A 23,088-nucleotide genomic window follows, 5' to 3' on the forward strand; every position below is an offset into this window, starting at 1 on the left:
AATTAAATCTCAACTATAGTTTTTCCTGCCCCTCCATCACTAGGATGAGCAAAATAATATTTTTTAACAAACTTCAACTCTTTTAACAAATTATGAACTTCTCTCATAAGATGACCCTCTCCTTTTCCATGGATGACTTCAAATTTATTAATGCCATTTAATATAATATTATCTATTTTCTTATTCAAAAAGTCTAGAGCATCAAAAGACCTCATACCCCTAATATCAACAGTAAAACTTAACAAGTTTTCCTTACTATAATCAATTGAGAAGCTAAAATTTTTACTGCCCTCTTTTTTCTGCTCTGTAAAGTTTTCTAAAGATATCTCTGAGCTGGAAACACTAACATTAAAAGTACCTGCATTAACGGTAATCTTCTTTTTCGAAATTCCAACTATTTTTCCTTTTACATTAGAATTAACTATTCTAACCATATCTCCTATTTTAAAATCTATCGCTATATTACTCTTACTGTTGAGAGAATTTACTTTATTTAACTTGAAGTCTATATTTTTTTCCAAGTCTGATATAAAAGCTTTATTCTTTACGACATTAATATTACCTTCTTTTATTTCTCTAACTAAATTTTCCAAAACTTTTCTTGAATTTTTTAAAAATTCATTCTGCTCATTTAAAAGTTCCATCTCAATATTTTTTTCTTTCAATAAAAGATCTTGATAAAGATTTTCTACTTCTTTTTTTTGCAATTCAATTTGGATTAATTTCTTATTCATATTTTCTTTAATTAAAAGCAAATCTTTCTCTTTCTCTATTAATCTTTCTAAAATTTTATTAACTTCTGTCTTTTGAGATGAATAAATTTCATTAGCACGAATTACGATACTACTGTCAATCAAAACCCTACTAGCAACATTAAACGCATAACTTTCACCGGGAATTGAAAAAATCAAATCATAATTAGGTTGCATTGTTTCTAAATCCATCCGCATAGAAGCATTAATAACACCCTCATGAGTATATGCAAAATATTTAAGAGCATTATAATGGGTTGATATTAAAACATAAGAATCAATATTGATTAAATATTCAAGAATTGAAATGGCAAGCGCCTGCCCTTGGTCAATGTCTGTTCCTGAACAAAATTCATCAAATATTACAAGACTATTTTTTGTAGCATGTCTTAAAATAAAAGAAATATTACTCATATGGCTTGAAAAAGTTGAAAGAGAATTAGAAATTGATTGCTCATCGCCAATATCAATAAAAATGTTATCAAAAATTTTAAAAGTGCTAGACTCACTAACAAGAATAGGAATCCCAAATTGAAACATTGCACTAAGCAGCCCAATTGTCTTTAAAGTTACCGTTTTTCCACCAGCATTAGGACCAGTAACAATTACAACACGATTCTCATCAGGAGTAAAAGCTATAGCCTTTGAATCTTTTAACAAAGGATGATGTGCATCGAAAATATTTAATACATTTGAAATTTCAGGAAATACCCCTTTAGTTTTGATTCCATAAATCGCTCGTGCTTTTAAAGAATCATAATACAAAAAATTATTATAAAGATTCTCTAAAAGAACAATATTGCTATGAACTTTACTGGAAAGATTCTGTAAGATTTTTAAAATTATTCTTTTTTTTTCTAAATTCAAATAATTTAATCTATTGTTATCATTTATAATATCATTTGGTTCAATGTAAAATGTTTCACCTGATGACGAAACAGAAATAAGATTGCCTTTAATTTTACCTTTAAAATTAGACTTAAGAGCAAGAGCATATTTATTAGATTTGTAATAAACAAAATTAGAAGCTAAATATTCTACATTCAAGCTAATTATTCTTTTTATCTGTTTTTCAACTCGCCTATTTAAATTTTTAATTTCAAATTCAATCGCATCATATTCTTTTACAACACCACTTTTCAATTCAAGAGCATCAATATCTATATATTCTTTCAATTCACTAAGCAAATTCTTTAGCTCTGGACTTAAAAATAATAAATCAGATAAAATCCGAACATTAAGATGCTTGATATCATTATTTTTATGCAAAAATGAATTTATTTTCAAAACCTCATCTAAAAACCCTACAATGTCTCTCAAATTTTCAATAGAGACTCTTGAATTTTCTTTTGATAATAATGAAATGGGGTATTTCAAGCTACTTATAAAAGAATTTGGATATCCTTTATAACTCTCAAAAAGCATTCTAATAAGATTAACAAAAGAAAACATTTTCTCTAAACTTTCTCTTGTTTTTAATATTTTTTGATTATTTAGTAAATTAACAGTGTCTGGATTAGAAACGTATTTAGACACTAAAGATAAAATTTCATAAAAATCAATATTTTTTAAATATTTATCTTGCATAATTTTTATAATTTTTAAGCTCTGACAAAATCTTTAAATAGCTTTCGTACCTGAGCTTAGAAATACCATTACCTAAAGAACTCGTAACAGAGCAACAAGGTTCACTAACATGTAAGCAGGATTTATATTTACAAAAACTAGCAAAATTTTCAAACTCTTTAAAATAATACTTAAGATTCTCAAAAGATAATGTTTCAATTCCAAACTCCTTTATCCCAGGAGTATCAATTATTATTCCGCTCTCAGAATGAAATGATATTGAATAAACAGTAGTATGTTTTCCTCTAGAATACTTATGTGAAATTTCATTTACTGATTGAGAAGCTTTTGAATCAATCAAATTTATTAAAGAAGATTTACCAACACCAGACTGGCCAATAAAAGAAGTTCTTGAATTTCTCAAAACCTCTTTTACTTCTTTAATGCCCTCAAAAGTTTTAACAGAGGTTTTTAAAACTTTGTATCCTAAATTCTTATAAATTTCAGAGAATTCTTCAACCCTTTGACTTATTCCTTTATCAATTTTATTAATCACAATAACAGGAACAATATTTTGCTCTTCTGCAACAACAAGAACTCTGTCAATAAAAAAATTTTTCATCTCAGGAAAATTAGCAGAATTTACAATCAAAACATTGTCAATATTAGAAACAATTATCTGTCTAAGATCTGCTTTCCTGTTATATCGCCAAAGAATATTTTTTCTACTTAGTCGCTTATCAATATATACCTTACGAGAGCCGTAAATATACCCTAAGACTATATCTCCCGGAACTAAAGGACTATACTCCTTACAACCCGTTTCTAATACCTTACCCTTAAAAATTCCTTCATAAATTAATTTACTGCCAAGTTCTAAAATAGAATATATATTGTTAACTCCCCAAATAACTTCAAATTCAAGATAATTCAAATTATCGTTCCTTTAAAGTGGAGATTATATTTTTTGCAAAAATTTTGATAAAAAGTCAAATTTTCATTTCCAGTTAAATAAAACTCATCTACGAAATCAAGATCATTTTTATGATAATTACATTTATATTCAGAAAAATTCATCAATCTAATAAGACTTTGTGTCACTAATTCACGATTCTCATAAACAGGAATTTCTAAAAAATCTTCTATCATTGTCTTAAGATGCAAATAATGCGTGCATCCAAGAAAAACAATCTCTCTATCGGTGTTTACAACTTCAAACTTTAAAGCTTCCAAACATCTAAGAGCATCTTTTCTGTACTTATTCCCATATTCAACAAAATTAACAAGCTCTCCAGCAGCTTTAACAATTAAATCATCATGCATATTTACTTGATCCTTAACAAATTTACTTTCAATCGTAGTATTTGTCGCAATCAAAAGAACTCTTTTTAAAGCAAGATCTGAAACTGAACTTACCTCTGGCAAAGTATAGACTACTGGAAAAACAAAATTTAATTTATTGTATACGCTAACAGAAATCGTATTGCAAGCCAAAATTAATGCACCAATATTGTAAATTTTTTTAAATTTCTCAATTAAAAACAAAACTGCTTCTAAAAGATATTCAGAACTTTTCTCTCCATAAGGAAAATTTTTATTATCGGCAACATAAACATACTGGCACCCTTCTATTTTACTTTTAATATATTTAAAATAAGAAAGTCCCCCTATTCCTGAATCAAAAACAATTATTACTTCTTTGAAATTTTTCATTACAAAATAATAATTACCCCTAAAAGGTAAAGTATAAATATTAACAAAGTTAATTTCAAGAATTAAAACAATAAAAATTGATAGAATGTTTTTTAAAAAAAAAGTTTTAAGCTATAATAAAATTGATTTAGCAATATTAATAAATATTTAGGATGATAAATAAAATGTTTGCAAGCATTAAAGATATTTTAAAAAATCCAATTTTAAACAGCAATGTTACAATAAACGGCTGGATTAGAACTAAAAGAAGTAATGGCAAGATTGGATTTATAGAAATTAATGATGGCTCAACGCTTAAAGGAATGCAAGCCATAATAAACGAAGAAGAAAATCAATTTGATGAAAAAGATCTAAAAAAACTAACAACAGGAGCAAGTATATCATTAACAGGTCTACTAGTAGAGAGTCCTGCAAAAGGACAAAATTATGAAATAAAAACACATGGTTTTCATATAATCGGAGAAACAGATCCAAAAACTTACCCATTACAAAAAAAAAGACATACTTTTGAGTTTTTAAGAGAAATACCTCATTTAAGAATAAGAACCAATACGTTTGGAGCTATTGCTAGAGTAAGAAATAAAATTTCATACAAAATTCATGAATATTTCCAAAAAAATGGATTTTTTTATATCAATACACCAATAATTACATCAAATGATGGGGAAGGTGCTGGAGAAATGTTTAGAGTTTCCACACTAAAATTCAATGAATCAAACAATTCGCTTAGCAACATTGATTTTAAAAATGATTTTTTTGGAAAAGAAGCTTTTCTCTCTGTCACTGGTCAATTGCACGGGGAAGCATATGCAATGGCTTTATCTAAAATATATACATTCGGCCCAACATTTCGAGCAGAAAATTCCAACACCACACGTCACGCCTCAGAATTTTGGATGATAGAACCAGAAATGGCTTTTTGCAAGCTTAACGACAATATTATCCTAGCGGAAGATCTCTTAAAATATATTTTAAGTTCAATTTTAAACGAATGCTCACAAGATATGGATTTTTTAGAAAATTACATTGAAAAAGGCTTAATTAAAAAACTAGAAAACGTAATAAATTCAAAATTTGAAGTTATTACCTATACCAAAGCAATTGAAATTCTTGAAAGCTCAAAAAAAAATTTTGAAATAAAACCTTGCTGGGGAATAGATTTGCAAACAGATCACGAAAGATACTTAACAGAAGAGACTTTTAAAAAACCAGTGGTGATTATTGATTATCCAAAAAATTTTAAAGCATTTTACATGAAAATAAACAAAGACAATAAAACTGTCAAAGGAATGGACATACTTGTTCCAAGAATTGGAGAGATTATAGGAGGAAGCGAAAGAGAAGATGACTTGCAAAAATTAGAAAATAGAATAAAAGAATTAAACCTAAGCATTGAACATCTAGACTGGTATCTTGATTTAAGAAAATTTGGTTCTACTCCTCATTCTGGCTTTGGACTTGGACTTGAAAGATTAGTGCAATACTCAACAGGAATATCTAATATAAGGGATTCAATACCCTTCCCAAGAACTCCTAAAAATCTTTATTTTTAATCAGAAAAAAGGAACCGTAAAATGAGATTAACAAAATTCTACAAATTAATACTACTCCTTCTTTTTGCAACAAGATTATTTTCAGCAAAAGATGAAAAATTAAACAATAATAAATTAGAATTATTTTCGAACGTAGAAAAAAAAATAAAAAAAAATTCTAAGCCTTACGATTCAAGTTCAAACTTTAAAAAGACTAAAAAAGAATCAATTTTGAAAAAAGATACAAAAGATGAAAAAAATATAAATTCCAGCATATACATACAAAAATCAAAAAAAATTAATTACCCTAACGGAAATTTAAGCAATAATATCAATCAAAAAACTACAGATGATAGAAATTTCACAACAAATCATTATGTTAAAGTTTATCCTAGCTATAAAAATGATAACTTTGAAACAATTAAAAATACTATTAAATTCCCAGTTAAAACCGAAAAAACTCATGCGCTAATCGGACCAATATTAAAAGATAATCTGGGAATTATAATTAAAATGTTAAAAACAAAAGGATTCAATTTAATAGAATATATAAAGGACAATAATTAAGATTTATTTTTTGACAAAAATTTGAAAATCTCATTAAGCTCATCATCTATATATTCAAAACTATTCTTATATTCACTTTCATTTAATCCTGTCAGTTCATGATTTCCATAATGAATCCAAGTATTTAGTTCTTCTTGATTGGAATATTTATTAACATAATAATCAGGAATATAATCTACAAACCCATGGTCCTTGTAATCGTAAACTGCTATTTTAACATTTTTACTCTCTATACCCTTTTTTAAAACCTCACCTCTCAAATAAACAATAGTACGACCAGTATCAAAAATATCATCAACAAATAAAACTTTATCACCTGCCCTTAAATATTTTGGATCATAAGTCCAGCCATCTATCATTATCTTTTTTTGCTCATTAAAAATATCATAAGATCTAGCAACAACAGCAGCATATAAAAGGGGTTTATCTAATTTTACAAATTTAAAAAATTCGCTAATAATATTACCAAGATAGGCTCCCCCTCTCAAAGAGACATACATAATATCTGGAATAAATCCATCTTTATAAATTTTATAAGCAAGCTTAAACCCATTAATTCTTATCTCTTCATAAGAAATATATTTTTTCATAATTTAAACTTATTCCTTCCTAACAAAAATAAATTTTATTTAATCAAAATATTTTACTTGCAAATTAACACCATAAATATTTATATAAAATAAAAAAATTACAATCTAAAACAAAACTTAGCAAATTATACATAAAACAAAAAGAAGGCTAAGATCAGATCTTAGCCCAAAACTAAAATTTACTAAAACGAAACATCAAAAGAATCGTTTCCTCTTAAAATTTTATAAGTATTTTTTCCAATCTTGAGAGCATCATAAAATTCTCTTAAATTAGAAACACTTTTTGAATTTACAGAAAGAATTACATCTCCCGATTTCATCTTAATATTTGATGCTAAATTTTTATCAATATAATCAACAACAACACCTTTAATCCAATTTCTTAAATTAAGCTGAGCTTTAATGTCCTCAACTAATGGATATACAACAAAACCTGGAAACATTTTTGAAGAAGAAAGTTCTTTATCCTTAGGTCTAACAGCAAGAATAATTTCAATATTTTTTTTGACATTGCCTCTTAAAATTTCTACATCTACTTTCTCTCCAGCATAAAAATCACTAATATATGATGTGACATCTTGAAAAACACTCATAGGAACCCCATTAACCTTCACAATAATGTCTCCTGCTCTAAGCCCCGACTTAACAGCAGGCGAACCTGGATAAAGAGAGGCAATAATTGCAGATGAAACATCATTATCTTCAACCCCCAAGCTTTTTAGCACTTCAGAATCTTTTGTCTTTAGCGGATAAAAAGAAATCCCAAGCCATGCTGATTCAATTTTTTTACCTTTAAGGAAAAAATCTACAGTACCTTTAATATTGTTAACAGGAATTGCAAAACCTAATCCAATATTTCCACCAGAATTTGAAGCTATCCAAGCATTAATCCCAATAACTTCACCTTTTATATTTACAAGAGGACCGCCTGAATTACCTCTATTGATTGCAGCATCGGTTTGAATAAATAAATTCCTTGATTGCAAATTAGGATTTGCAGAGCGCTGCAATCCACTTACAATACCTGCTGTAACCGTAAAGCTAAATTGAAAAGGACTACCCACTGCCATAACCCAATCACCTATTTCAAGCTTATCACTATCCCCAAGATCAGCTACTTTGATAGTTGCGTCATCACTTTCAAAGCTAATAAGCGCAATATCTTTTTTTTCATCTTTGCCAATTAACTTAGCCTTGTGCTTTTTCTTATCATAAGATATAACTTCAAGTTCAATTGCCTTATCTACTACATGACTATTTGTAATCACATAAAATAACGATTTTTTTTGAGAATCTCTACCAATTATTACTCCAGACCCTGCCCAATTACTTTTTCTCTCAGTATCAAACTCTGGCATATCAAAAAAGAAAAATGGAATAGGAAAACTCTGCTTAACCACCCCTGTTACATGAACTTCTACAGACGACGGTAAAATTTTCTTGGAAACTTCCCTAAAAGAATCTTGTAAAGCTTGTACTGTATTACCTTTTTCTTCTGCAAAAACAATGTTGCTTCTGCTAGAATCTAAATAATGAATTCCAATAAAAAATCCAATGCCCAAAGCCAAAAAACTGAGAATAAATCCAGAAAAAAACTTTTTTTCCACTTTTATAACCTCCATGTAATTACTTAATTTATAAATTAATATTTTAATTTGATTAATTTAAAATTTAAACTTCACTTAAAATTAAAGGCAATCCATCAACAACAGCAACTGTATGTTCAAAATGCGCAGAATAACTAAGATCAGATGCAAAAACAGTCCAACCATCATTTTTTATTGAAACCTTATGCCCCTTTAAGTTTACCATAGGCTCAATAGCTAAAACCATACCCTCTTGAATTCTAATGTTTTTAAAAAAAGGAGCATAATAATTTGGAACACTTGGCTCTTCGTGAAGTTGAAACCCAACACCATGACCCGTATATTCTCTAACTATTCCAAAACCAAATGGTTTTATATAATCTTCTATTGCTTTTGATATATTTAAAATTCTATTTCCTACTTTCATCTCAGCAATACCTTTGTAAAGAGAAGCATTTGTAACTTCTAAAAGTTTATCAATACTAGAATCCACACTACCCACTTTAAAAGTTTTTGCCATATCGCTATAAAACCCATCAAGAATAACTCCACAATCAATACTAATAATATCCCCGTCAGCTAGTTTTCTTTTCCCGGGAATACCGTGAATAACTTCTTCATTAACAGATGCACAAATAGTACCCGTAAACCCATGATATCCTTTAAAAGCAGGTTTAGCTCCATTTTTAATAATAAAATCATAGGCTATCAAATCAAGTTCCTTGGTGCTAATACCAGGAACAATATTTCTCTCAACTTCTAATAAAGTAAGCGCTAACAAACTAGCTGAAGCTTTTATTTTTTTAATCTCATCTTTAGATTTCAATCTTAGTTTAGTCAAAATTCAACTTCCTTTCTTCAAGTGTATCTACCATGTTTTTGTAAAGCCTTCCTTCATCAGTTTCATAAAAAGAATAAGAAGCTAAAATAGATTCTTTGCCTTTTTCCATTTTTCCCAAATAAAGATAATTGATTCCTTGTTTTAAGTAGATTTTCGATACAAACTCACTCTCATAATGAGTAATAGCATCTTTATCGTAAAAACTACTAGGCAACAAAGATATTCCTTTATTAAAATATCCTTCTGCTTCTTTATAATTTTTCTCAGAAAAGCTTAAAACTCCAAGATTATAATAAATTCCAAACATATATTTTTGAGATTTATTGTCAAAAATTACCCTTTTTGAACCAATAAAATCTCTTTTAAGGAAATAATAATAAAATTTATAAAAATCATACCAATCTTGTTTATTTTCATAAAAATTATAAATTTTAAAAAATAAATCTAAATCCTTTAAATCTGAATAAAGCAACAAATTCCAAGCCAAAAATTGAGCAATACTAGAATTGTACTCTGTCTTGTAAAATAGTCGCCATAAATAAGATTTTTTTGCCTCATACTCAGAATCTGCATAATTTAATGCAAAATAAATTTTAAAAAATAAAGGATCTTCCTTATAATTAGCTATAATTTCATTAGCCTTAAAATAATTTTTAATTCTAAAATATATATTTGCTAAATAATAATTTATTATCTTATTGTCTTTAAACACTTCACTAGCCTTATTTAAATAAGAAATTGCTCTTTTAAAATCATTCTCATTATTAGCTATAAGTGCAAGATTCAAATATACAAGAACATTATAATCGGGAAATTTTGTATAAAGCTTTAAATATTCATTCTTAGAATTCTTAATATCTCCTTTTTTAAAATAAGCATCAGCAAGCAAAAAAAGCAAAGCGGGATCATCTCCATTTTCAATGGACTTAAGATTGGAAATTGTAAAATCTAAATCATTAAGACTGTACGAAATATATGCAAGCTCTTTGAAAAAGTTTTTGTCTTCTTTAATTTTAAAAAGTATACGCTTAGCAGCATCCATGTTTTTTTTCTCTATATGTAAAAGCATTGCATTTACTAAAAATGCGTTATTTTTAAGATTTAAACCTATCTCTTCAAAAACACGAGCATCCTTTTCTCTGTAAATTTTATCAATAAATTTTCTAAAATCTAAAACCTTATTATCTGCACTTAAATTTTTCAGAAAAACTTCTTCATAAAGACCCCAATATTCTTCACTATTTAAAAGATATTGATTTGCAATTCTATAAGCATCTTTTAAAAATCCAACTTTAAGCTTAGAATAAACTTCTAAAGCTCTTAGTTTCAAATTACCTGGTAAAACTTTAACACTAAAATTTACTATATCTCCCATAAGATGGAAGTCGCCTGTATTTAAAGCCCAAACCTTGGCTCTTTTAATAAGAGCTAGCCATTTAAATTCATTATTAGCATAATACGATGAAAATAGTATTGCTTTTTTAGCATCCGAAAATTTTTTTTTATCGATATAAAAATCAATTTCTACAATAAGCTTGCTAAAATCTTTCTCGCCTTTTAAGAAATATAAAATATTGGGATTGAAATAGAAATAAAAACCACCTAAAAAACTCAATAATAAAAATAATAAAATGAATATTAAAGTTTTATTTTTTTTCAATACAATTCTCCATATTTTTCAACAAAGCATCAAGTATACCATTTATAAATTTGTAAGAATTTTTACTGCCATATTTCTTGGCAATCAAAATCAACTCATCAATTACAGCACGACTTGAATTTTCAAAATTTTGGAATTTCAAAGAATAAACGCCCATTCTAAGTATTGCAAGATCAACCTTGTCCATTCGATCTAAAGACCAATTCCAAGAAATATTCCTAATCAAGCTATCAATATACTCTAAATTATTAAAAGTACCATTTACCAAAGAAGAGTAAAATGACCTAACAGATTCATTTTCTATATCCAATCCTTTATCTTCAATATTAAAAATATCAAAAATATCGTCCATTGCGCTTTGATTAATGTCAATACTATAAATCTTTTGAAAAGCCAAAACTCTAACTTCATGCATTAAATCCATACCAAAATTATATAAACAAAAATATGTTTTATTTTAGACTAGAATCCAAGATTTGTATATTTGCAGACTTATTAAGCTTGCCATACACATCTTGCTGCACTTGAACAACAATTTGCTGTTGCTGAACATTAACCATGTTATTTCTTATTGCATCTTTGACAATCAAATCTGTAGTAGGAGATACTTTATCATTCAAGCCCAAAAATCTCTGAGCATATTTTTCTGTAACTTTAATAATATGAAACCCTTCCTTTGAAGCAATAGGAGAAGATATATCGCCCTTATTAAAATTAAAAACCTCTTTTATAAAATCAGCTCCAAGAAGATTTTGAGCATTTTGATCGTCTCTTGACAAAAAGCCAAGATCGCCATTTTTGGCTTTAGAAGACTCATCATTAGAATATTTTCTTACAGCTTCTTCAAAAGTAATTTTTTTTGATCTTATTTGGCTTAAAATATTTCTTGCTTGATCTAAAACATCTGATCTTTTTTTATCCTTAGTAGAAAAAAATACATGACTAACTCTTGAAATATCTGGATTTACAAATCTAGTTTTATTAGCCTCATAATACTCAATAATTTCTTTCTCGCTAGGGGTTTTAACCTCAGAAAATTTAGGCTGAGCTTGCTTTAAAACAAGTTTTTGGGAAGACAAAGATCTTTTCATTGAAGACAAAAGCTCGTTCCAATTTGTACCTTGTTTTTCTATCATCTGCTTGATTTGCTCATCAGTAAGATTTAAAAGTCCAAATTGAGTTCTAATTGTTTGCATGACCTCATCATCTGAAATTTCAATTCCTTGTTTTAAAGCCTCTTGACTAAAAAGAACATCTGCTATTAAAACTTGCAAAACTTGCTTTTTCTCAGCATTAGTCAAATCTCGACCTTGAGTCTTTTTAAATATATCAACCTTAGAATCAAAACTGGTTTTAGTAATAATTTCATTTTTATATAAATTAATAATAGCAATAGGAGTATTTTGAGCAAAAGAGTCGATCCCCATAGTTCCCAATATTACCAAAAATAAAAAACTCTTCATAACATAACCTCTTATTAAAGAATCACTTACCCACTAATTTAACAAAATTTTACATTTAAATCTAGCTAATAAAACATTTTCATCTATACAAAAAACTAGAAATTCCTTGTCCACCGCCAACACAAACAGACGCTATTCCTTTTGTTTTATTCTTAATTTTCATAGAACGAGAAAGTGTTAATAAAATTCTTGAACCACTAACTGCAAACGGATGCCCCAAAGCAATAGCACCACCATTTACATTAATAATATCGCTAGTTATATTGTATTTTTTAAACAAGGCTTTTTCAATACTTAATGCTTGAGCCGCAAATGCTTCATTTATTTCAATCAAATCTATTTCGCTAGGGTTTAAACTTAATTTACTAATAATGCCTTCAATAGCCATATAAGCTCCAAAACCCATATAAAGCGGATCAAGCCCCACACTTTTAAATCCTCCAATATAAGCTAATGGCCTTACCCCTAAGCTTTTTACTTTCTCTTCACTTGCTAAAATTAAAAAACAAGCCCCATCATTTAAACTAGAAGAATTTCCAGCGGTTACCGTGCCTGATTCTTTAAAAACAGGATTAAGGGATGCCAGTTTATTTAGAGTTAAATTATCTCTTATTTCCTCATCACTTGAGACAACTATACTAGAATTAGTCTTTTTGTCAAAAACAGTCAAAGGATAAATTTCATCTTCAAAATATCCAAGTCCTCTTGCCTTTAATGCCTTTACATGAGAATTATATGCAAATTCATCTTGCATCTCTCTCGTTATTCCATATTTTTCTGAAAGATTTTCTGCTGTAAGTCCCATGGAAATAAAATTTAGAGAATCTATTAAAGCATCTTTTTGAATTGAATCTTCAAGTCCAAAATTACCAAATTTAAGACCGCCAAATCTAATCTTTCTGGGTAATAAATAAGGAGAATTAGTTAGATCTTCTACTCCTCCGGCTAAAACAATATCATTGTTTCCAAGAACAATAGAATTAAATGCAAGCTCCAAAGCCTTAAGACCAGAACCACAAACTTTATTAACGCTAAACGCGGGCACAGTATTGCCTAAACTAGACTTTAAAGCAATTTGCCTTGCAATATTTTGACCAAGTCCTGAAGATATTACATTCCCAATAATGACCTCATCCACTTCAAATAACCTATTTCTTTCAAGCAAAGCTTTTACAACTTTTGAAGATTCATCAATAATGTCCAAACCCCTAAAAGAACCTCCGAACTTGGTATTGGGTGTTCGAAGTCCATCAATAATAGCTACCTTTTTCATCAAAACTACTCCTAAAGCCTTAGTAAACTTCATTGAATTATACAATATAATAGCTCGCTATAAAAACTAAGTTTATTAAATAAAAATAAATCATTTAGCCTGAATTGCTTAATAAATAAACTAAAATGTTATAATCTTAAAATGCACTTTAAAAAAATAATTTTCATAGTATTTATAATTTCTACTTTAAAAGCTTATTCTTATAATTATGCAATCCAATACAAAAATGAAGGTATTGACAAATACTATTTTGAAATACTAAATGATGGATTTGGATTTTCATTAAGCGATTTTTTTGATGATTTAAGAAGCGGTTCTCTAATTTTTACCTATGCTTCTAAATACAATTTTATAATGAATTTAGAAGCACACATGTTAACTTTTAGAGGCTATAAAGACTCACCAAAATCTTTAATTAGCAGAACAGACTTAATTGAAATAGGTTTTATGTATTACTTTCCAATCTTATTGCTAATTAATGGAAAAAATTTTGGAGAAATAGATTTAGGAGTTGGAATTAAAAACTTATTATTTGGAGACTGGGGGGGACGCTTAACACAAGGTATAATACACCTCATTTTAAATCAACACCGTCCAATTCCAAGTATAAAAAGCTATGATAGCTACAATTACAGAGGATTTTTAAGCTTTGCTATAAATTACTCATACATGAATTTTTTAAATTTAGAAAATTATATAGATTTATCTTATTTTGCAGATTATTTTATCAAAAACAGTATTGGAATTACCTTAAAAAATGAAAATATTGGATTTGATATAAAACTTTACACCCAAATTCAAAATCAAATTAAAAGCCTTAAAACATATTCAAAAATACAAGAAGCAGAAACGGGAATTGGAATAAATTATAAACTTTACTCTAAAAACTTTTTCATAACAAACAATTTAAACATTAAAAATTTTTCAACCAAAGAAAATTTCTTAAGCGTTGGAGGATTTGGAATAATCATTACGCCTGAAGAATACACAAAAATATCGGAATTGAAAAATGAATTTAATATTTTAAGTAATAATTTTTACTTTGGATTTGATATCATGATTCCATTTAAAATAAGAAATTCAATATTTTATAAAATAAATGAAAATATTAACTATTACTTTTCAATAGAAACAAATTATTACACCAATTATAATGAAACTAATAGCTTTACAAATCGATTGTCATCGGGTATCATGTATGAATTTTTACCCCAAAATACATTCAATCCTTATCTCATTTCGGGATTATTTTTTGCCTATAATCAAAACAACCAAGATATTAAAAACATCTTCAGGCCAATAAGAATAAACAACATTATTCAAGGTGGAATTGAAAATGAATTTGGATTCTTGTTCAAAATGCTAAAATACCATAACACAGAATATATTTTCAAAATATATTCAAAAATCAGTTATGTCCCTCTAGCTTATAATCTAAATGAAAAAAAATTAGAAAAACATTCTATTAACTTTAATTATTTAGGAATTGGAATAGTTATTAAATAGCAACATTAAATTAATACTGATGGTCTTTATTAACAAACTTAGTAATGTGTGGTAAAAATAATATGTCCGCCCTACCTGTAGGGCCATTTCTATGTTTTGCTACAATGACCTTAGTTTCTATTGGCTCTATCTCATCGGAAGACTCAAATTTAAAATCTTTATCTCTATGAAGTAAAATTACAATATCAGCGTCTTGCTCTAATGCTCCTGATTCTCTTAGGCTAGCAAGATTAGGTTCACGCCCCTCTGTATCTCTTGTAAGCTGAGATAACGCAATAATAGGAATCTCAAGTTCTCTAGCAAGCTCTTTAAGAGATTTGCTAATCGAAGCAACTTGTTCATGCCTTGGAAGATTTTTTGTTTCAAAAGAAATCAGACTGATATAATCAACAAATATTATATCTATACCATAAAATCGCTTAAGCTTTCGAGCTTGAGTTGCTAAAGTTAGCAAGCTAATATTAGGAGTATCTTCAATATAAAGCTCAGAATCACTAATATCATTTACAATATCATTTAATGATTTTATCTCTTGTCCAGATAAAATGCTATTTTGAACTTTAAAGCTATCAATACAAGATTGAGACGATATTATTCTTTTTATTAAAGCATCCGCTGTCATTTCAAGAGAAAAAAATCCTACTTTTTTCTTTCCTTCTTTTCTCAATGCTATAGCAGACGCAATATTTAAAGCAAAAGCCGTTTTACCAATACTAGGACGAGCTCCAACTATAATAAAATCACTGTTTCTAAACCCCCCAATAAGAGAATCAACCTTTCTAAAACCACTTGGAATGCCAAAATTTGCTTCCTTTTTCTTCATGCTACGTTCATATATCTCATTATGAACACGTTCTGCAATAACTTTAGCATGATAGAGGTTTTTACTAGAATAATCTAACTCAATTGAAAGAATCTTTTGCTGAGATTCTTCAACAATTTCATTAATAGTTTTTGTAGAATCATTTATATAGTCATTAAGCTCTTTAGACACATTTAAAATGCTTCTACGAACACTCTGTTCTTTTACAATTTTTGCATAAACATTTATAGTTCTATCTGTCGGCAAATAAACTGAAAGTGAATCTAAATAATCTGGCAAATTGATTAAATCTTTTTTAACCAAAAGCTGTGTTTTTGAAACATGCTTAGATACTTCTTCAAAAACAGTAATGGGGTCAATATTTTCCCTTTTTTCATAAAGCGAAACCATTGCTTTGAAAATCAGCTTATGAGTTTCATTGTAAAAATCATCAGCTCTTACATGAAAAGCAATTTGCTCTAACTTATCTGAATTATAAAATATACTAGAAATTACCGCTTTTTCTGCGCCATCATTAAAAAGAAGTGCAGAATTTGAAAAAGCTGCTAAAGCCACAAACTATACCTCGCCTCTTTCAGCTTACTCATCTACTTTATTTAACTTTTTATTTAAAGACTCTTTATTATCTTGCTTTTTTTCTTCCTCTTGCTTTTTTTCTTTTTTTATCTCTACTTTAATAATAGAGCTAATGCCTTCATAAAGCTTAATTGTCGCATCATAAGTTCCAAAAGTCTTTAAAGTTCCACGATGTATATCTATTTTTTTCCTCTCTATATCAAAACCAAGTTTAAAAAGTTCATCAGCAATATTCGAACTGTTAATACTATGAAATAACTTACCAGAATCATTAGATTTCATAAAAAATTCCAATCTAACAAGATCAAGCTTAGATTTCAGTTCGTTGGCAACTTGTTTTTTTGCTTCTTGCTTTTTTAATATTGATCTTCTTTTTTGATTAAAAATCTCCACATTATGTTTATTTGAAAAAACTGCAAAACCTTGGGGTAGCAAATAATTTCTTGCAAATCCATCCTTTACCTCTACAATATCCCCTTCTCTTCCAAGATTAACAAAATCTTCTTTTAAAATCACCTTCATAATTACCTCTAAACAACTATTTTTTCACAAAAGGCAACAACGCCATATATCTTGCCCGTTTAACTTCTAATGCCAAACGCCTTTGATGCTTAGCAGAAGTTCCAGTAATTCTTTTAGGTAAAATTTTACCTTGCTCGGTAATAAACTTTTTAAGAAAATCAAAATCTTTATAATCAGGATGTTTGCCAGAATCACAAAATTTACATGACTTTCTCTTAAAAAACCTGAAATTTGAATTTTTTTTAAAACCATCCTGCTGATTTTCAAATCTTGAATCTCTTTGATTTGCATCTCTATCTTTATACATAAACTTAAACTCCATTAAAAAGGTATATCTTCATTAAATTTATCATCAACAATGTCAATATCCTTGATTGCATCTTCTCTTTTATATTTTGTAGAATTATTAATATCTGAATCTTGCATTTGAAAAGTATTAGAACCCAAACCTGAACTAAACATTTGCAAATTATCTACAAATATATTCACCTTGCTCCTCTTATCACCCGTATTTCTATCTTGCCAGCTTTCATACTTAAGAGTTCCACTTACCACAACTTGTTTCCCCTTTTTCAAATACTCATTGAGACTTTCGGCTCTTTTTGAAAAAATAACACAATCAAAATATTGTGGATAATCAATCCATTCATCATTTTTCTTCATTTTCCTATTATTAGCTAAAGAAAACCTAAGAATGGCCATTCCACTTTCTGTATAAGAAAGCTCAGAATCTCTTGTAAGCCTGCCAGACAACACCAGTGAATTAATATCAGCCATTTAAAACCCTCTATTTTTCCTAAATATCTGTGCTTTCAGAACCTGTTGGCATTTCAACTTTAGAACCACCTTTAAAACTGTCTTTGTCAATATTATCTCTAAATTCCCTAAAATTTCTTCTTTTAATTTTTCTAGTATTTATCTTCCTAACTATTTTTACCAAAATCATATACCTAAGCAAATTTTTAATTAACTTAAGCTTCGATTCAAATTCTTTTAAATTGGCACCTTCCATACTAAATTCTATTATTTCATAACGACCTCTAGCTTGCTTTTTGATAGGATATTCTAAAGCTCTCTCTCCAATAAAATTGTTAACAATATCAGTTGCACCAAACAATTCTAAAGATTTTTTAACCTCTTCTAAAGAACCTTTATACTCAACTTCTTCACTTTTAAACAAAAAACATGCCTCATATCTTTTAATCATTACTAAAACTCCTCATGGTCTATCGCGTTGCAAAATATGCAACGAAGGTTAGTTAGTAGTATATAAAAGAGAATAATTTTTTTCAACAATAAAAACTTTATTTATAACAAAAAAGAAGATAACTAGAACATGGTCTTAGCTCTTAATCTTCTTCTTCGCTAAGCTTATAAGTTTTTCCCGATTTGCCTTGCTTTTCAAGTTTTCTGTCTTCTTTCATTTCAATATAAGTCTTAAAGCCTTTTTTTACATTATCAACTGCAATCATAACGCTAGCTTCAAAAAGACTTTTTGGAGAATAGGTATCAATAGCTTTTTTAATATAATATACATTAGATCCACAAAAGAGCTGCACTTTGTTATTAATAAGTCCCATCTTAAGAACTCCAGCCTCTTTAAGTAAATTATTGTCAACAAGCTCAGTATTAACAACATCTACATGCAATCTTGTAGAACAAGCACTAAGCTTTGTAATATTATCAAATCCGCCAAGACCTTGAATTAAAAGATGAGCAATCCCAAGACTCTCTAGCTTGCCTTCTTGACCTTCAAAAAATGGATCGTCTGCAACAAATATCTGAAAATCAAAATATCTATAAAGCCAACTAAAAGTAAAATAATAAAGGATAAAAAAGACTACTCCTAAAGGTAATACACTAATCCAATTTGTCTTAGAATTCCCTTGAAGAATTCCAAACATAAAAAAATCCAAAAATCCCGTAGAAAAGGTATTGCCAATCGTAACATCAAAAAAATTAGCAATCAATAATGCAAATCCTGAATAAATAGCGTGAACAAAATAAAGCAAAGGCGCTGTGAAAATAAATAAAAATTCTAAAGGTTCCGTTATTCCTGTCAAAAAAGCTGTCAAGGCCCCAGAAAAAAGAAGTGCTGCAACCTTGCTCTTATCTTCATGAACAATGCCCTTGTAAACCCCTAATGCTGCTCCAGGAAGCCCGAACATAATAGAAAGATAAAATCCACTACCAATCTTAGCAAAACCTGATGAAAATTTAATAAGTGATGGATCTAATAACTGAGCATAAAATATATTCTTAAGACCTCTAAAAGCATTGCCATTGATTGTCTCCACCCCCCCTAAAGAAGTAAACTCGAAAGGAAAAGATAAAATAGAATGCAACCCCAAAGGCAATAACAACCTATTTAAAAATCCATAAAGAAAACTGCCAAAATATTCAAATCTAAAAACAAGCATACCCAAAGATGCAATCAACTTATCAAAACTTGACCAAGCCAAACAAAAAAATATAGCCAAAATAACACAAAAAGGCATAATCATTAATATAGGAACAAAATGGCACTCTGAAAAAAAAATAAAAGGCTTTGGCAGCTTTATATTATAAAATTTGTTATGCAAATAACCAACTAAAAGCCCTACTGCTAGAGAACCTGCAATTCCCGTATTTAAAGTTTGAACGCCAAGAAAATTTATACGCCCCAAAGAAGACATTGTATCTGCTTCAACAAGTCCTGAGAAAGTTTCAATAAAATAATTTTCAGTAATATTGAATGTCAAATAACCAACAAGTCCTCCTAAAGCAGCTGTTCCCTGACCCATTCTTGCAACTCCAATAGAAATTCCAATAGAAAAAATTAAAGGCATATTGAGAAGAATAGCATTGCCTATAGCCTTCATTAAACCTATAACATCTTGAAAAAAAAATTTATCAACGTAAACAATATTAGAAGGATTTGAAAATACAGATCCAATACCAATTAATAAGCATGAAACTGGTAAAATAGAAATAGGCACTCGTAGTGCTTTAGAAAATTTTTGCAAACTTGAAAAGTTAATTATTTTAATAAAATTAATCATGCTAAGCCTCTCCAATGCTAATTTCAGCAAACACTATTTATTATAAAGCTTTTTTACAAAAAAAAAACTTTACTTATAAAAGAAGCCAAATAAATAATAAGATTGGATAAGTCAAGTAAGATTTAATTTGATCTTGAGAAAAACTTACAATTAAAGTAATGTATTATATATTTTTTTATAAACAAAAAATGATCAAACGGAGGCAAAATTGTGATTACAGAAAACAAACTTAAAAATTACTCATTAAGCGATGCTAATACAAGTAAAATACCAAAAAATGAGCTTTTTAGCTCTATATCGCATCTTTTTGGAATTATTTTGTCTATAATCGGAACAACAATTCTTATTACAATATCTGCTCTTAAGAAAAAAGATCTACATATGATTGTATTCTTTATTTACGGATTTTCAATGACTCTATTATATACAATGAGCACTCTTTACCATATATTTCCCAAAGGAAGCAAAATAAAAAGAATCTTTAGAAAATTTGATCATATTTCAATATTTATTCTAATAGCGGGAACATATACTCCTGCATGTGCAATCCTTGTGCCAAACAAATCAGGCCTAATAATACTATGTACAGTCTGGGGTCTAGCTACAATCGGAATCATTTTCAAAGCAGTATTCACAAATAGCCCTGGATGGTTTAATGGATTTTTATTTATAACCATGGGGTGGATCATTCTTTTTAAAATTAAGCCCATTTACGAGTCCCTTAAAGGAAAAGGATTTTTTTGGCTAGTTTTTGGTGGAATTGTATATACAATAGGCGGAATAGTGTATATATTGAGTAAAAAATTCAATCCAGCAATTAATATGAAAATGCATGATGTATTTCATATATTAATAATAATCGCATCAGTATCTCACTTTTGGCTTATGCTAAAATACATTTCTAATTTTTAATTTAATATATGTAAAAACCCTTTCAAATCATTAAAAAGGCCTAAGCCAAAAAGAAACAGCGCTAAAAAAATGCCAAAGCTATAAAAAGAATAAATGGTCTTGGCCTTAAATCTTTTCCCACGTAAAAGTTCAATAAAACTTATAAAAATTTGTCCCCCATCAAAAATAGGTATTACAATAAAAAACAAATTCATACCAGCAAGAATTAAGCTCAAGACAGAAATGCTATTAATCCAATACAATAGCCCCAAAGAATAAGATGAAGAGAGAATACCCACAATACCAACAGGACCTGACACACTCTTAGAAGTATTTAAAAAATTTGTTATCAATAAGAAAATAGAATACAAAATATCTTGCAAAGTATTTACAATCTTAAAAAAAGAATTTTTAACAGCACTTGAAACATTTTCTACTTTAATTATTCTTTTTAAAGGTGATAAAAAATATATGCCAATCACTTTATTTCTATCTTGAAATACTAATTTTGAAGAAAAAATTTCTCCATCCCTAACAAACTTAATCTCCACAACATCTGAATTTAAATTCTTAAGCAAATCGTCTAAATCTCTTTTATTTTTCAAAAGAATATTATCAATGCTAATTATTTTGTCCCCCGATTTCATTCCCGCAATCTTAGCAGGCGAATTTAAAACCACATCTGCTATCACAAGATCAATCCAAGGGCCAATTTCTTTTAAAAAATCTTGCAAACTAACAATCTCTTCAAAAGTAATATTTTCTTTTTCCCTTAAAACATCAAACGTAACTGTGGATTTTTCCTCTGGAATAATATTTCTCAAATCAGAGAAATATTCAATTTTCTTATTATTAACCTTTAATATAACATCACCATCTCTAAATTTATCTTTTAAAAAAGAATTTTTATTTAAAATACTAATCTTTGAAGAATGATCAAAGTATATAACACCCATCATGCTTATAAAAATGAAAACAATAAATGAAAAAATCAAATTAAATAAAGGCCCTGCAAAATATATTAAAATTTTTTTAAAATGTGAAATTCCAAACAAAGAATCCTTATCTGCTTCTAATTCCTTATTTGCCTTAAGTTCCTTTTCTAAATGATCAAATCCTTTAAGCTTGCAATATCCCCCTAAAAGGATTGGAGAAAGTCTATACTCAGTATTATTAATTTTAAACTTTAATATGCTAGGACCTATACCCACAGAAAAAACTTCAACCTTAACTTTAAAAAGTTTAGCAAATAAAAAGTGCCCTAGCTCATGAATAAATATTATAAAACTAAGAGCTAGTACACTAAAAAGAATATACATAATTCCCTCCAAAAAAATCATCAAGATATGTATAAATAAAATATTGGGCCCGTCAAAAGAAAGGAATCAATCGAGTCAAGAGCACCACCTCTACCAGGAATGATTTTTCCAGAATCTTTTACTCCGGCACTTCGTTTTAATCCAGATTCAAACAAATCACCAATAATGGTAAAAACTCCAATCAAAATACCAAAAATAATAGATTCTCCGTAGCTTAAATTTATTAATTTAAAAACTACCGCAAATATAGCAGTAAACACAGAAAACAAAATACCCCCAAGAAAACCCATTAATGTTTTATTCGGACTAATAATAGTAGGACGATAGCTGTTTTTTCCTAAAAAATAGCCAAAAAGATATGCAAAAGTATCGTTTCCACTCACCATAGCAAAAAGTATTAACATTAAAAATGGAGCCTTGGGTAAAGTCGTAATAGAGACTGTAAAAGACATTAATACCCCAGGATATATAAGTATAAAAAGTATTGACGTTGCTTGAGACAAAAAGTTTCCAATCTCATGTTCTTTAATAAACACTAAATTAACAATCCAATTACTAAACACTAACGCTATAACCAAGTAATATACTACATTAATGCCTAAATAAAAAACATTAAAATGAATATAAGTTAAAATTGGAGGAACAAACCCTAAAAAAAAAGATAATATACCTGAAAGTCCTGACGATTTGTATTTTAATAAATCATTAACTTCTTTTGCTGCAAAACCACTAAATATAAAAATTAAAATATTAAGAAATAAATAATTTTTAAAATCTAAAAATATTAAAAATAAAATTAAAGGAACAAAAAATAGAAATGTTCCCAACCTTGCAAAAAAAGCGAATCTCTTAACCTTACTCAACAAA

General features: G+C 28.3%; 22 protein-coding genes. 4 read left to right on the forward strand and 18 right to left on the reverse strand.

What is annotated here, in order from left to right:
* Positions 1-2: 2 nt before the first annotated feature.
* Genes QIA21_RS01095 through murI form a run of 3 tightly spaced genes read right to left on the reverse strand, consistent with a single transcriptional unit; the run spans position 3 to position 4,031 of the window.
* Positions 3-2,339 carry an endonuclease MutS2 gene (locus tag QIA21_RS01095; protein ID WP_301392818.1) on the reverse strand — a complete coding sequence of 779 codons (2,337 nt, stop codon included), beginning with the start codon at positions 2,337-2,339 and terminating at the stop codon, positions 3-5.
* A complete protein-coding gene (gene rsgA / locus QIA21_RS01100) occupies positions 2,329-3,252 on the reverse strand; it encodes a ribosome small subunit-dependent GTPase A (protein ID WP_301392819.1) in 924 nt (307 codons plus the stop codon). The genes QIA21_RS01095 and rsgA overlap by 11 nt, the downstream gene beginning before the upstream one ends.
* Positions 3,249-4,031 carry a glutamate racemase gene (murI, locus tag QIA21_RS01105; protein ID WP_301392820.1) on the reverse strand — a complete coding sequence of 261 codons (783 nt, stop codon included), beginning with the start codon at positions 4,029-4,031 and terminating at the stop codon, positions 3,249-3,251. The genes rsgA and murI overlap by 4 nt, the downstream gene beginning before the upstream one ends.
* 164 nt (positions 4,032-4,195) lie before the next feature.
* Here murI and asnS point away from each other — a divergent pair, with 164 nt between their 5' ends.
* Together asnS and QIA21_RS01115 are read left to right on the forward strand one after the other, a co-directional pair.
* Complete coding sequence (gene asnS / locus QIA21_RS01110) at positions 4,196-5,584, forward strand: asparagine--tRNA ligase (RefSeq protein ID WP_301392821.1); 1,389 nt, start codon at positions 4,196-4,198, stop codon at positions 5,582-5,584.
* 21 nt (positions 5,585-5,605) lie between these two features.
* The gene (locus QIA21_RS01115) at positions 5,606-6,130 is read left to right on the forward strand and encodes a hypothetical protein (protein WP_091973054.1); all 525 of its coding nucleotides are present in this window, start codon (positions 5,606-5,608) and stop codon (positions 6,128-6,130) included.
* Here the strand turns inward: QIA21_RS01115 and QIA21_RS01120 are convergent.
* The 7 genes from QIA21_RS01120 to QIA21_RS01150 all read right to left on the reverse strand — a co-directional run bounded on the left by QIA21_RS01120 (position 6,127) and on the right by QIA21_RS01150 (position 13,543).
* A complete protein-coding gene (locus tag QIA21_RS01120) occupies positions 6,127-6,720 on the reverse strand; it encodes a phosphoribosyltransferase (RefSeq protein ID WP_091973053.1) in 594 nt (197 codons plus the stop codon). The two genes, QIA21_RS01115 and QIA21_RS01120, sit on opposite strands and share 4 nt — an antisense overlap.
* 182 nt (positions 6,721-6,902) lie before the next feature.
* Positions 6,903-8,327 (reverse strand): DegQ family serine endoprotease HtrA, encoded by a 1,425-nt coding sequence (gene htrA / locus QIA21_RS01125; protein WP_091973050.1) that lies wholly within the window; start codon positions 8,325-8,327, stop codon positions 6,903-6,905.
* 64 nt (positions 8,328-8,391) lie between these two features.
* Entirely contained in the window at positions 8,392-9,147 is a 756-nt protein-coding gene (gene map / locus QIA21_RS01130) for a type I methionyl aminopeptidase (RefSeq protein WP_301392822.1), read from the reverse strand.
* Positions 9,140-10,807, reverse strand: coding sequence for a tetratricopeptide repeat protein (locus QIA21_RS01135; RefSeq protein ID WP_301392823.1), 1,668 nt, complete (start codon positions 10,805-10,807; stop codon positions 9,140-9,142). Before QIA21_RS01135 ends, map begins: the two co-directional genes overlap by 8 nt.
* Entirely contained in the window at positions 10,794-11,222 is a 429-nt protein-coding gene (gene nusB, locus QIA21_RS01140) for a transcription antitermination factor NusB (RefSeq protein WP_301393356.1), read from the reverse strand. Before nusB ends, QIA21_RS01135 begins: the two co-directional genes overlap by 14 nt.
* A 37-nt stretch (positions 11,223-11,259) precedes the next feature.
* Positions 11,260-12,270 (reverse strand): peptidylprolyl isomerase, encoded by a 1,011-nt coding sequence (locus tag QIA21_RS01145; protein WP_301392824.1) that lies wholly within the window; start codon positions 12,268-12,270, stop codon positions 11,260-11,262.
* Between the two features lie 79 nt (positions 12,271-12,349).
* A complete protein-coding gene (locus QIA21_RS01150) occupies positions 12,350-13,543 on the reverse strand; it encodes an acetyl-CoA C-acyltransferase (RefSeq protein ID WP_301392825.1) in 1,194 nt (397 codons plus the stop codon).
* A gap of 141 nt (positions 13,544-13,684) precedes the next feature.
* Here QIA21_RS01150 and QIA21_RS01155 point away from each other — a divergent pair, with 141 nt between their 5' ends.
* On the forward strand, positions 13,685-15,049 hold the full coding sequence (locus tag QIA21_RS01155) for a hypothetical protein (protein WP_091973031.1): 1,365 nt from the start codon (positions 13,685-13,687) through the stop codon (positions 15,047-15,049).
* A 10-nt stretch (positions 15,050-15,059) separates the two neighbouring features.
* On the opposite strand, the gene dnaB is transcribed toward QIA21_RS01155, so the two are convergent.
* From dnaB to QIA21_RS01185, 6 genes are all read right to left on the reverse strand, one after another.
* On the reverse strand, positions 15,060-16,427 hold the full coding sequence (dnaB, locus tag QIA21_RS01160; RefSeq protein ID WP_301392826.1) for a replicative DNA helicase: 1,368 nt from the start codon (positions 16,425-16,427) through the stop codon (positions 15,060-15,062).
* A gap of 24 nt (positions 16,428-16,451) precedes the next feature.
* Positions 16,452-16,970, reverse strand: a complete 519-nt coding sequence (rplI, locus tag QIA21_RS01165) for a 50S ribosomal protein L9 (protein ID WP_091973025.1) — start codon at positions 16,968-16,970, stop codon at positions 16,452-16,454.
* Between the two features lie 16 nt (positions 16,971-16,986).
* Positions 16,987-17,277: a 30S ribosomal protein S18 gene (gene rpsR / locus QIA21_RS01170; RefSeq protein WP_091973022.1), complete on the reverse strand. Its 291-nt coding sequence runs from the start codon at positions 17,275-17,277 to the stop codon at positions 16,987-16,989.
* 14 nt (positions 17,278-17,291) lie between these two features.
* Positions 17,292-17,747: a single-stranded DNA-binding protein gene (locus QIA21_RS01175; protein WP_091973019.1), complete on the reverse strand. Its 456-nt coding sequence runs from the start codon at positions 17,745-17,747 to the stop codon at positions 17,292-17,294.
* A gap of 19 nt (positions 17,748-17,766) precedes the next feature.
* Positions 17,767-18,177: a 30S ribosomal protein S6 gene (gene rpsF, locus QIA21_RS01180; protein ID WP_091973016.1), complete on the reverse strand. Its 411-nt coding sequence runs from the start codon at positions 18,175-18,177 to the stop codon at positions 17,767-17,769.
* A 142-nt stretch (positions 18,178-18,319) separates the two neighbouring features.
* Positions 18,320-20,011 (reverse strand): PTS transporter subunit EIIC, encoded by a 1,692-nt coding sequence (locus QIA21_RS01185; protein WP_301392827.1) that lies wholly within the window; start codon positions 20,009-20,011, stop codon positions 18,320-18,322.
* 210 nt (positions 20,012-20,221) lie between these two features.
* Here QIA21_RS01185 and trhA point away from each other — a divergent pair, with 210 nt between their 5' ends.
* On the forward strand, positions 20,222-20,923 hold the full coding sequence (gene trhA, locus QIA21_RS01190) for a PAQR family membrane homeostasis protein TrhA (protein ID WP_301392828.1): 702 nt from the start codon (positions 20,222-20,224) through the stop codon (positions 20,921-20,923).
* Here trhA and rseP read toward each other — a convergent pair.
* Positions 20,920-22,221 carry an RIP metalloprotease RseP gene (gene rseP, locus QIA21_RS01195; protein ID WP_301392829.1) on the reverse strand — a complete coding sequence of 434 codons (1,302 nt, stop codon included), beginning with the start codon at positions 22,219-22,221 and terminating at the stop codon, positions 20,920-20,922. The two genes, trhA and rseP, sit on opposite strands and share 4 nt — an antisense overlap.
* A 20-nt stretch (positions 22,222-22,241) precedes the next feature.
* Positions 22,242-23,087 (reverse strand): phosphatidate cytidylyltransferase, encoded by an 846-nt coding sequence (locus tag QIA21_RS01200; RefSeq protein ID WP_200780512.1) that lies wholly within the window; start codon positions 23,085-23,087, stop codon positions 22,242-22,244.
* Position 23,088: the final 1 nt, after the last annotated feature.

Source organism: Borreliella japonica (assembly GCF_030438115.2).
Lineage (GTDB): Bacteria > Spirochaetota > Spirochaetia > Borreliales > Borreliaceae > Borreliella > Borreliella japonica.

Excerpts from the sequence above, each read along its gene's own strand:
- rpsR (WP_091973022.1), bottom strand. The coding sequence starts at position 17,277 with ATGTATAAAGATAGAGATGCAAATCAAAGAGATTCAAGATTTGAAAAT.
- QIA21_RS01185 (WP_301392827.1), bottom strand. The coding sequence starts at position 20,011 with ATGATTAATTTTATTAAAATAATTAACTTTTCAAGTTTGCAAAAATTT.
- murI (WP_301392820.1), bottom strand. The coding sequence starts at position 4,031 with ATGAAAAATTTCAAAGAAGTAATAATTGTTTTTGATTCAGGAATAGGG.
- QIA21_RS01120 (WP_091973053.1), bottom strand. The coding sequence starts at position 6,720 with ATGAAAAAATATATTTCTTATGAAGAGATAAGAATTAATGGGTTTAAG.
- QIA21_RS01175 (WP_091973019.1), bottom strand. The coding sequence starts at position 17,747 with ATGGCTGATATTAATTCACTGGTGTTGTCTGGCAGGCTTACAAGAGAT.
- QIA21_RS01115 (WP_091973054.1), top strand. The coding sequence starts at position 5,606 with ATGAGATTAACAAAATTCTACAAATTAATACTACTCCTTCTTTTTGCA.
- rpsF (WP_091973016.1), bottom strand. The coding sequence starts at position 18,177 with ATGATTAAAAGATATGAGGCATGTTTTTTGTTTAAAAGTGAAGAAGTT.
- QIA21_RS01155 (WP_091973031.1), top strand. The coding sequence starts at position 13,685 with ATGCACTTTAAAAAAATAATTTTCATAGTATTTATAATTTCTACTTTA.
- rseP (WP_301392829.1), bottom strand. The coding sequence starts at position 22,221 with ATGTATATTCTTTTTAGTGTACTAGCTCTTAGTTTTATAATATTTATT.
- QIA21_RS01095 (WP_301392818.1), bottom strand. The coding sequence starts at position 2,339 with ATGCAAGATAAATATTTAAAAAATATTGATTTTTATGAAATTTTATCT.
- rplI (WP_091973025.1), bottom strand. The coding sequence starts at position 16,970 with ATGAAGGTGATTTTAAAAGAAGATTTTGTTAATCTTGGAAGAGAAGGG.
- nusB (WP_301393356.1), bottom strand. The coding sequence starts at position 11,222 with ATGCATGAAGTTAGAGTTTTGGCTTTTCAAAAGATTTATAGTATTGAC.
- asnS (WP_301392821.1), top strand. The coding sequence starts at position 4,196 with ATGTTTGCAAGCATTAAAGATATTTTAAAAAATCCAATTTTAAACAGC.
- QIA21_RS01150 (WP_301392825.1), bottom strand. The coding sequence starts at position 13,543 with ATGAAAAAGGTAGCTATTATTGATGGACTTCGAACACCCAATACCAAG.
- QIA21_RS01145 (WP_301392824.1), bottom strand. The coding sequence starts at position 12,270 with ATGAAGAGTTTTTTATTTTTGGTAATATTGGGAACTATGGGGATCGAC.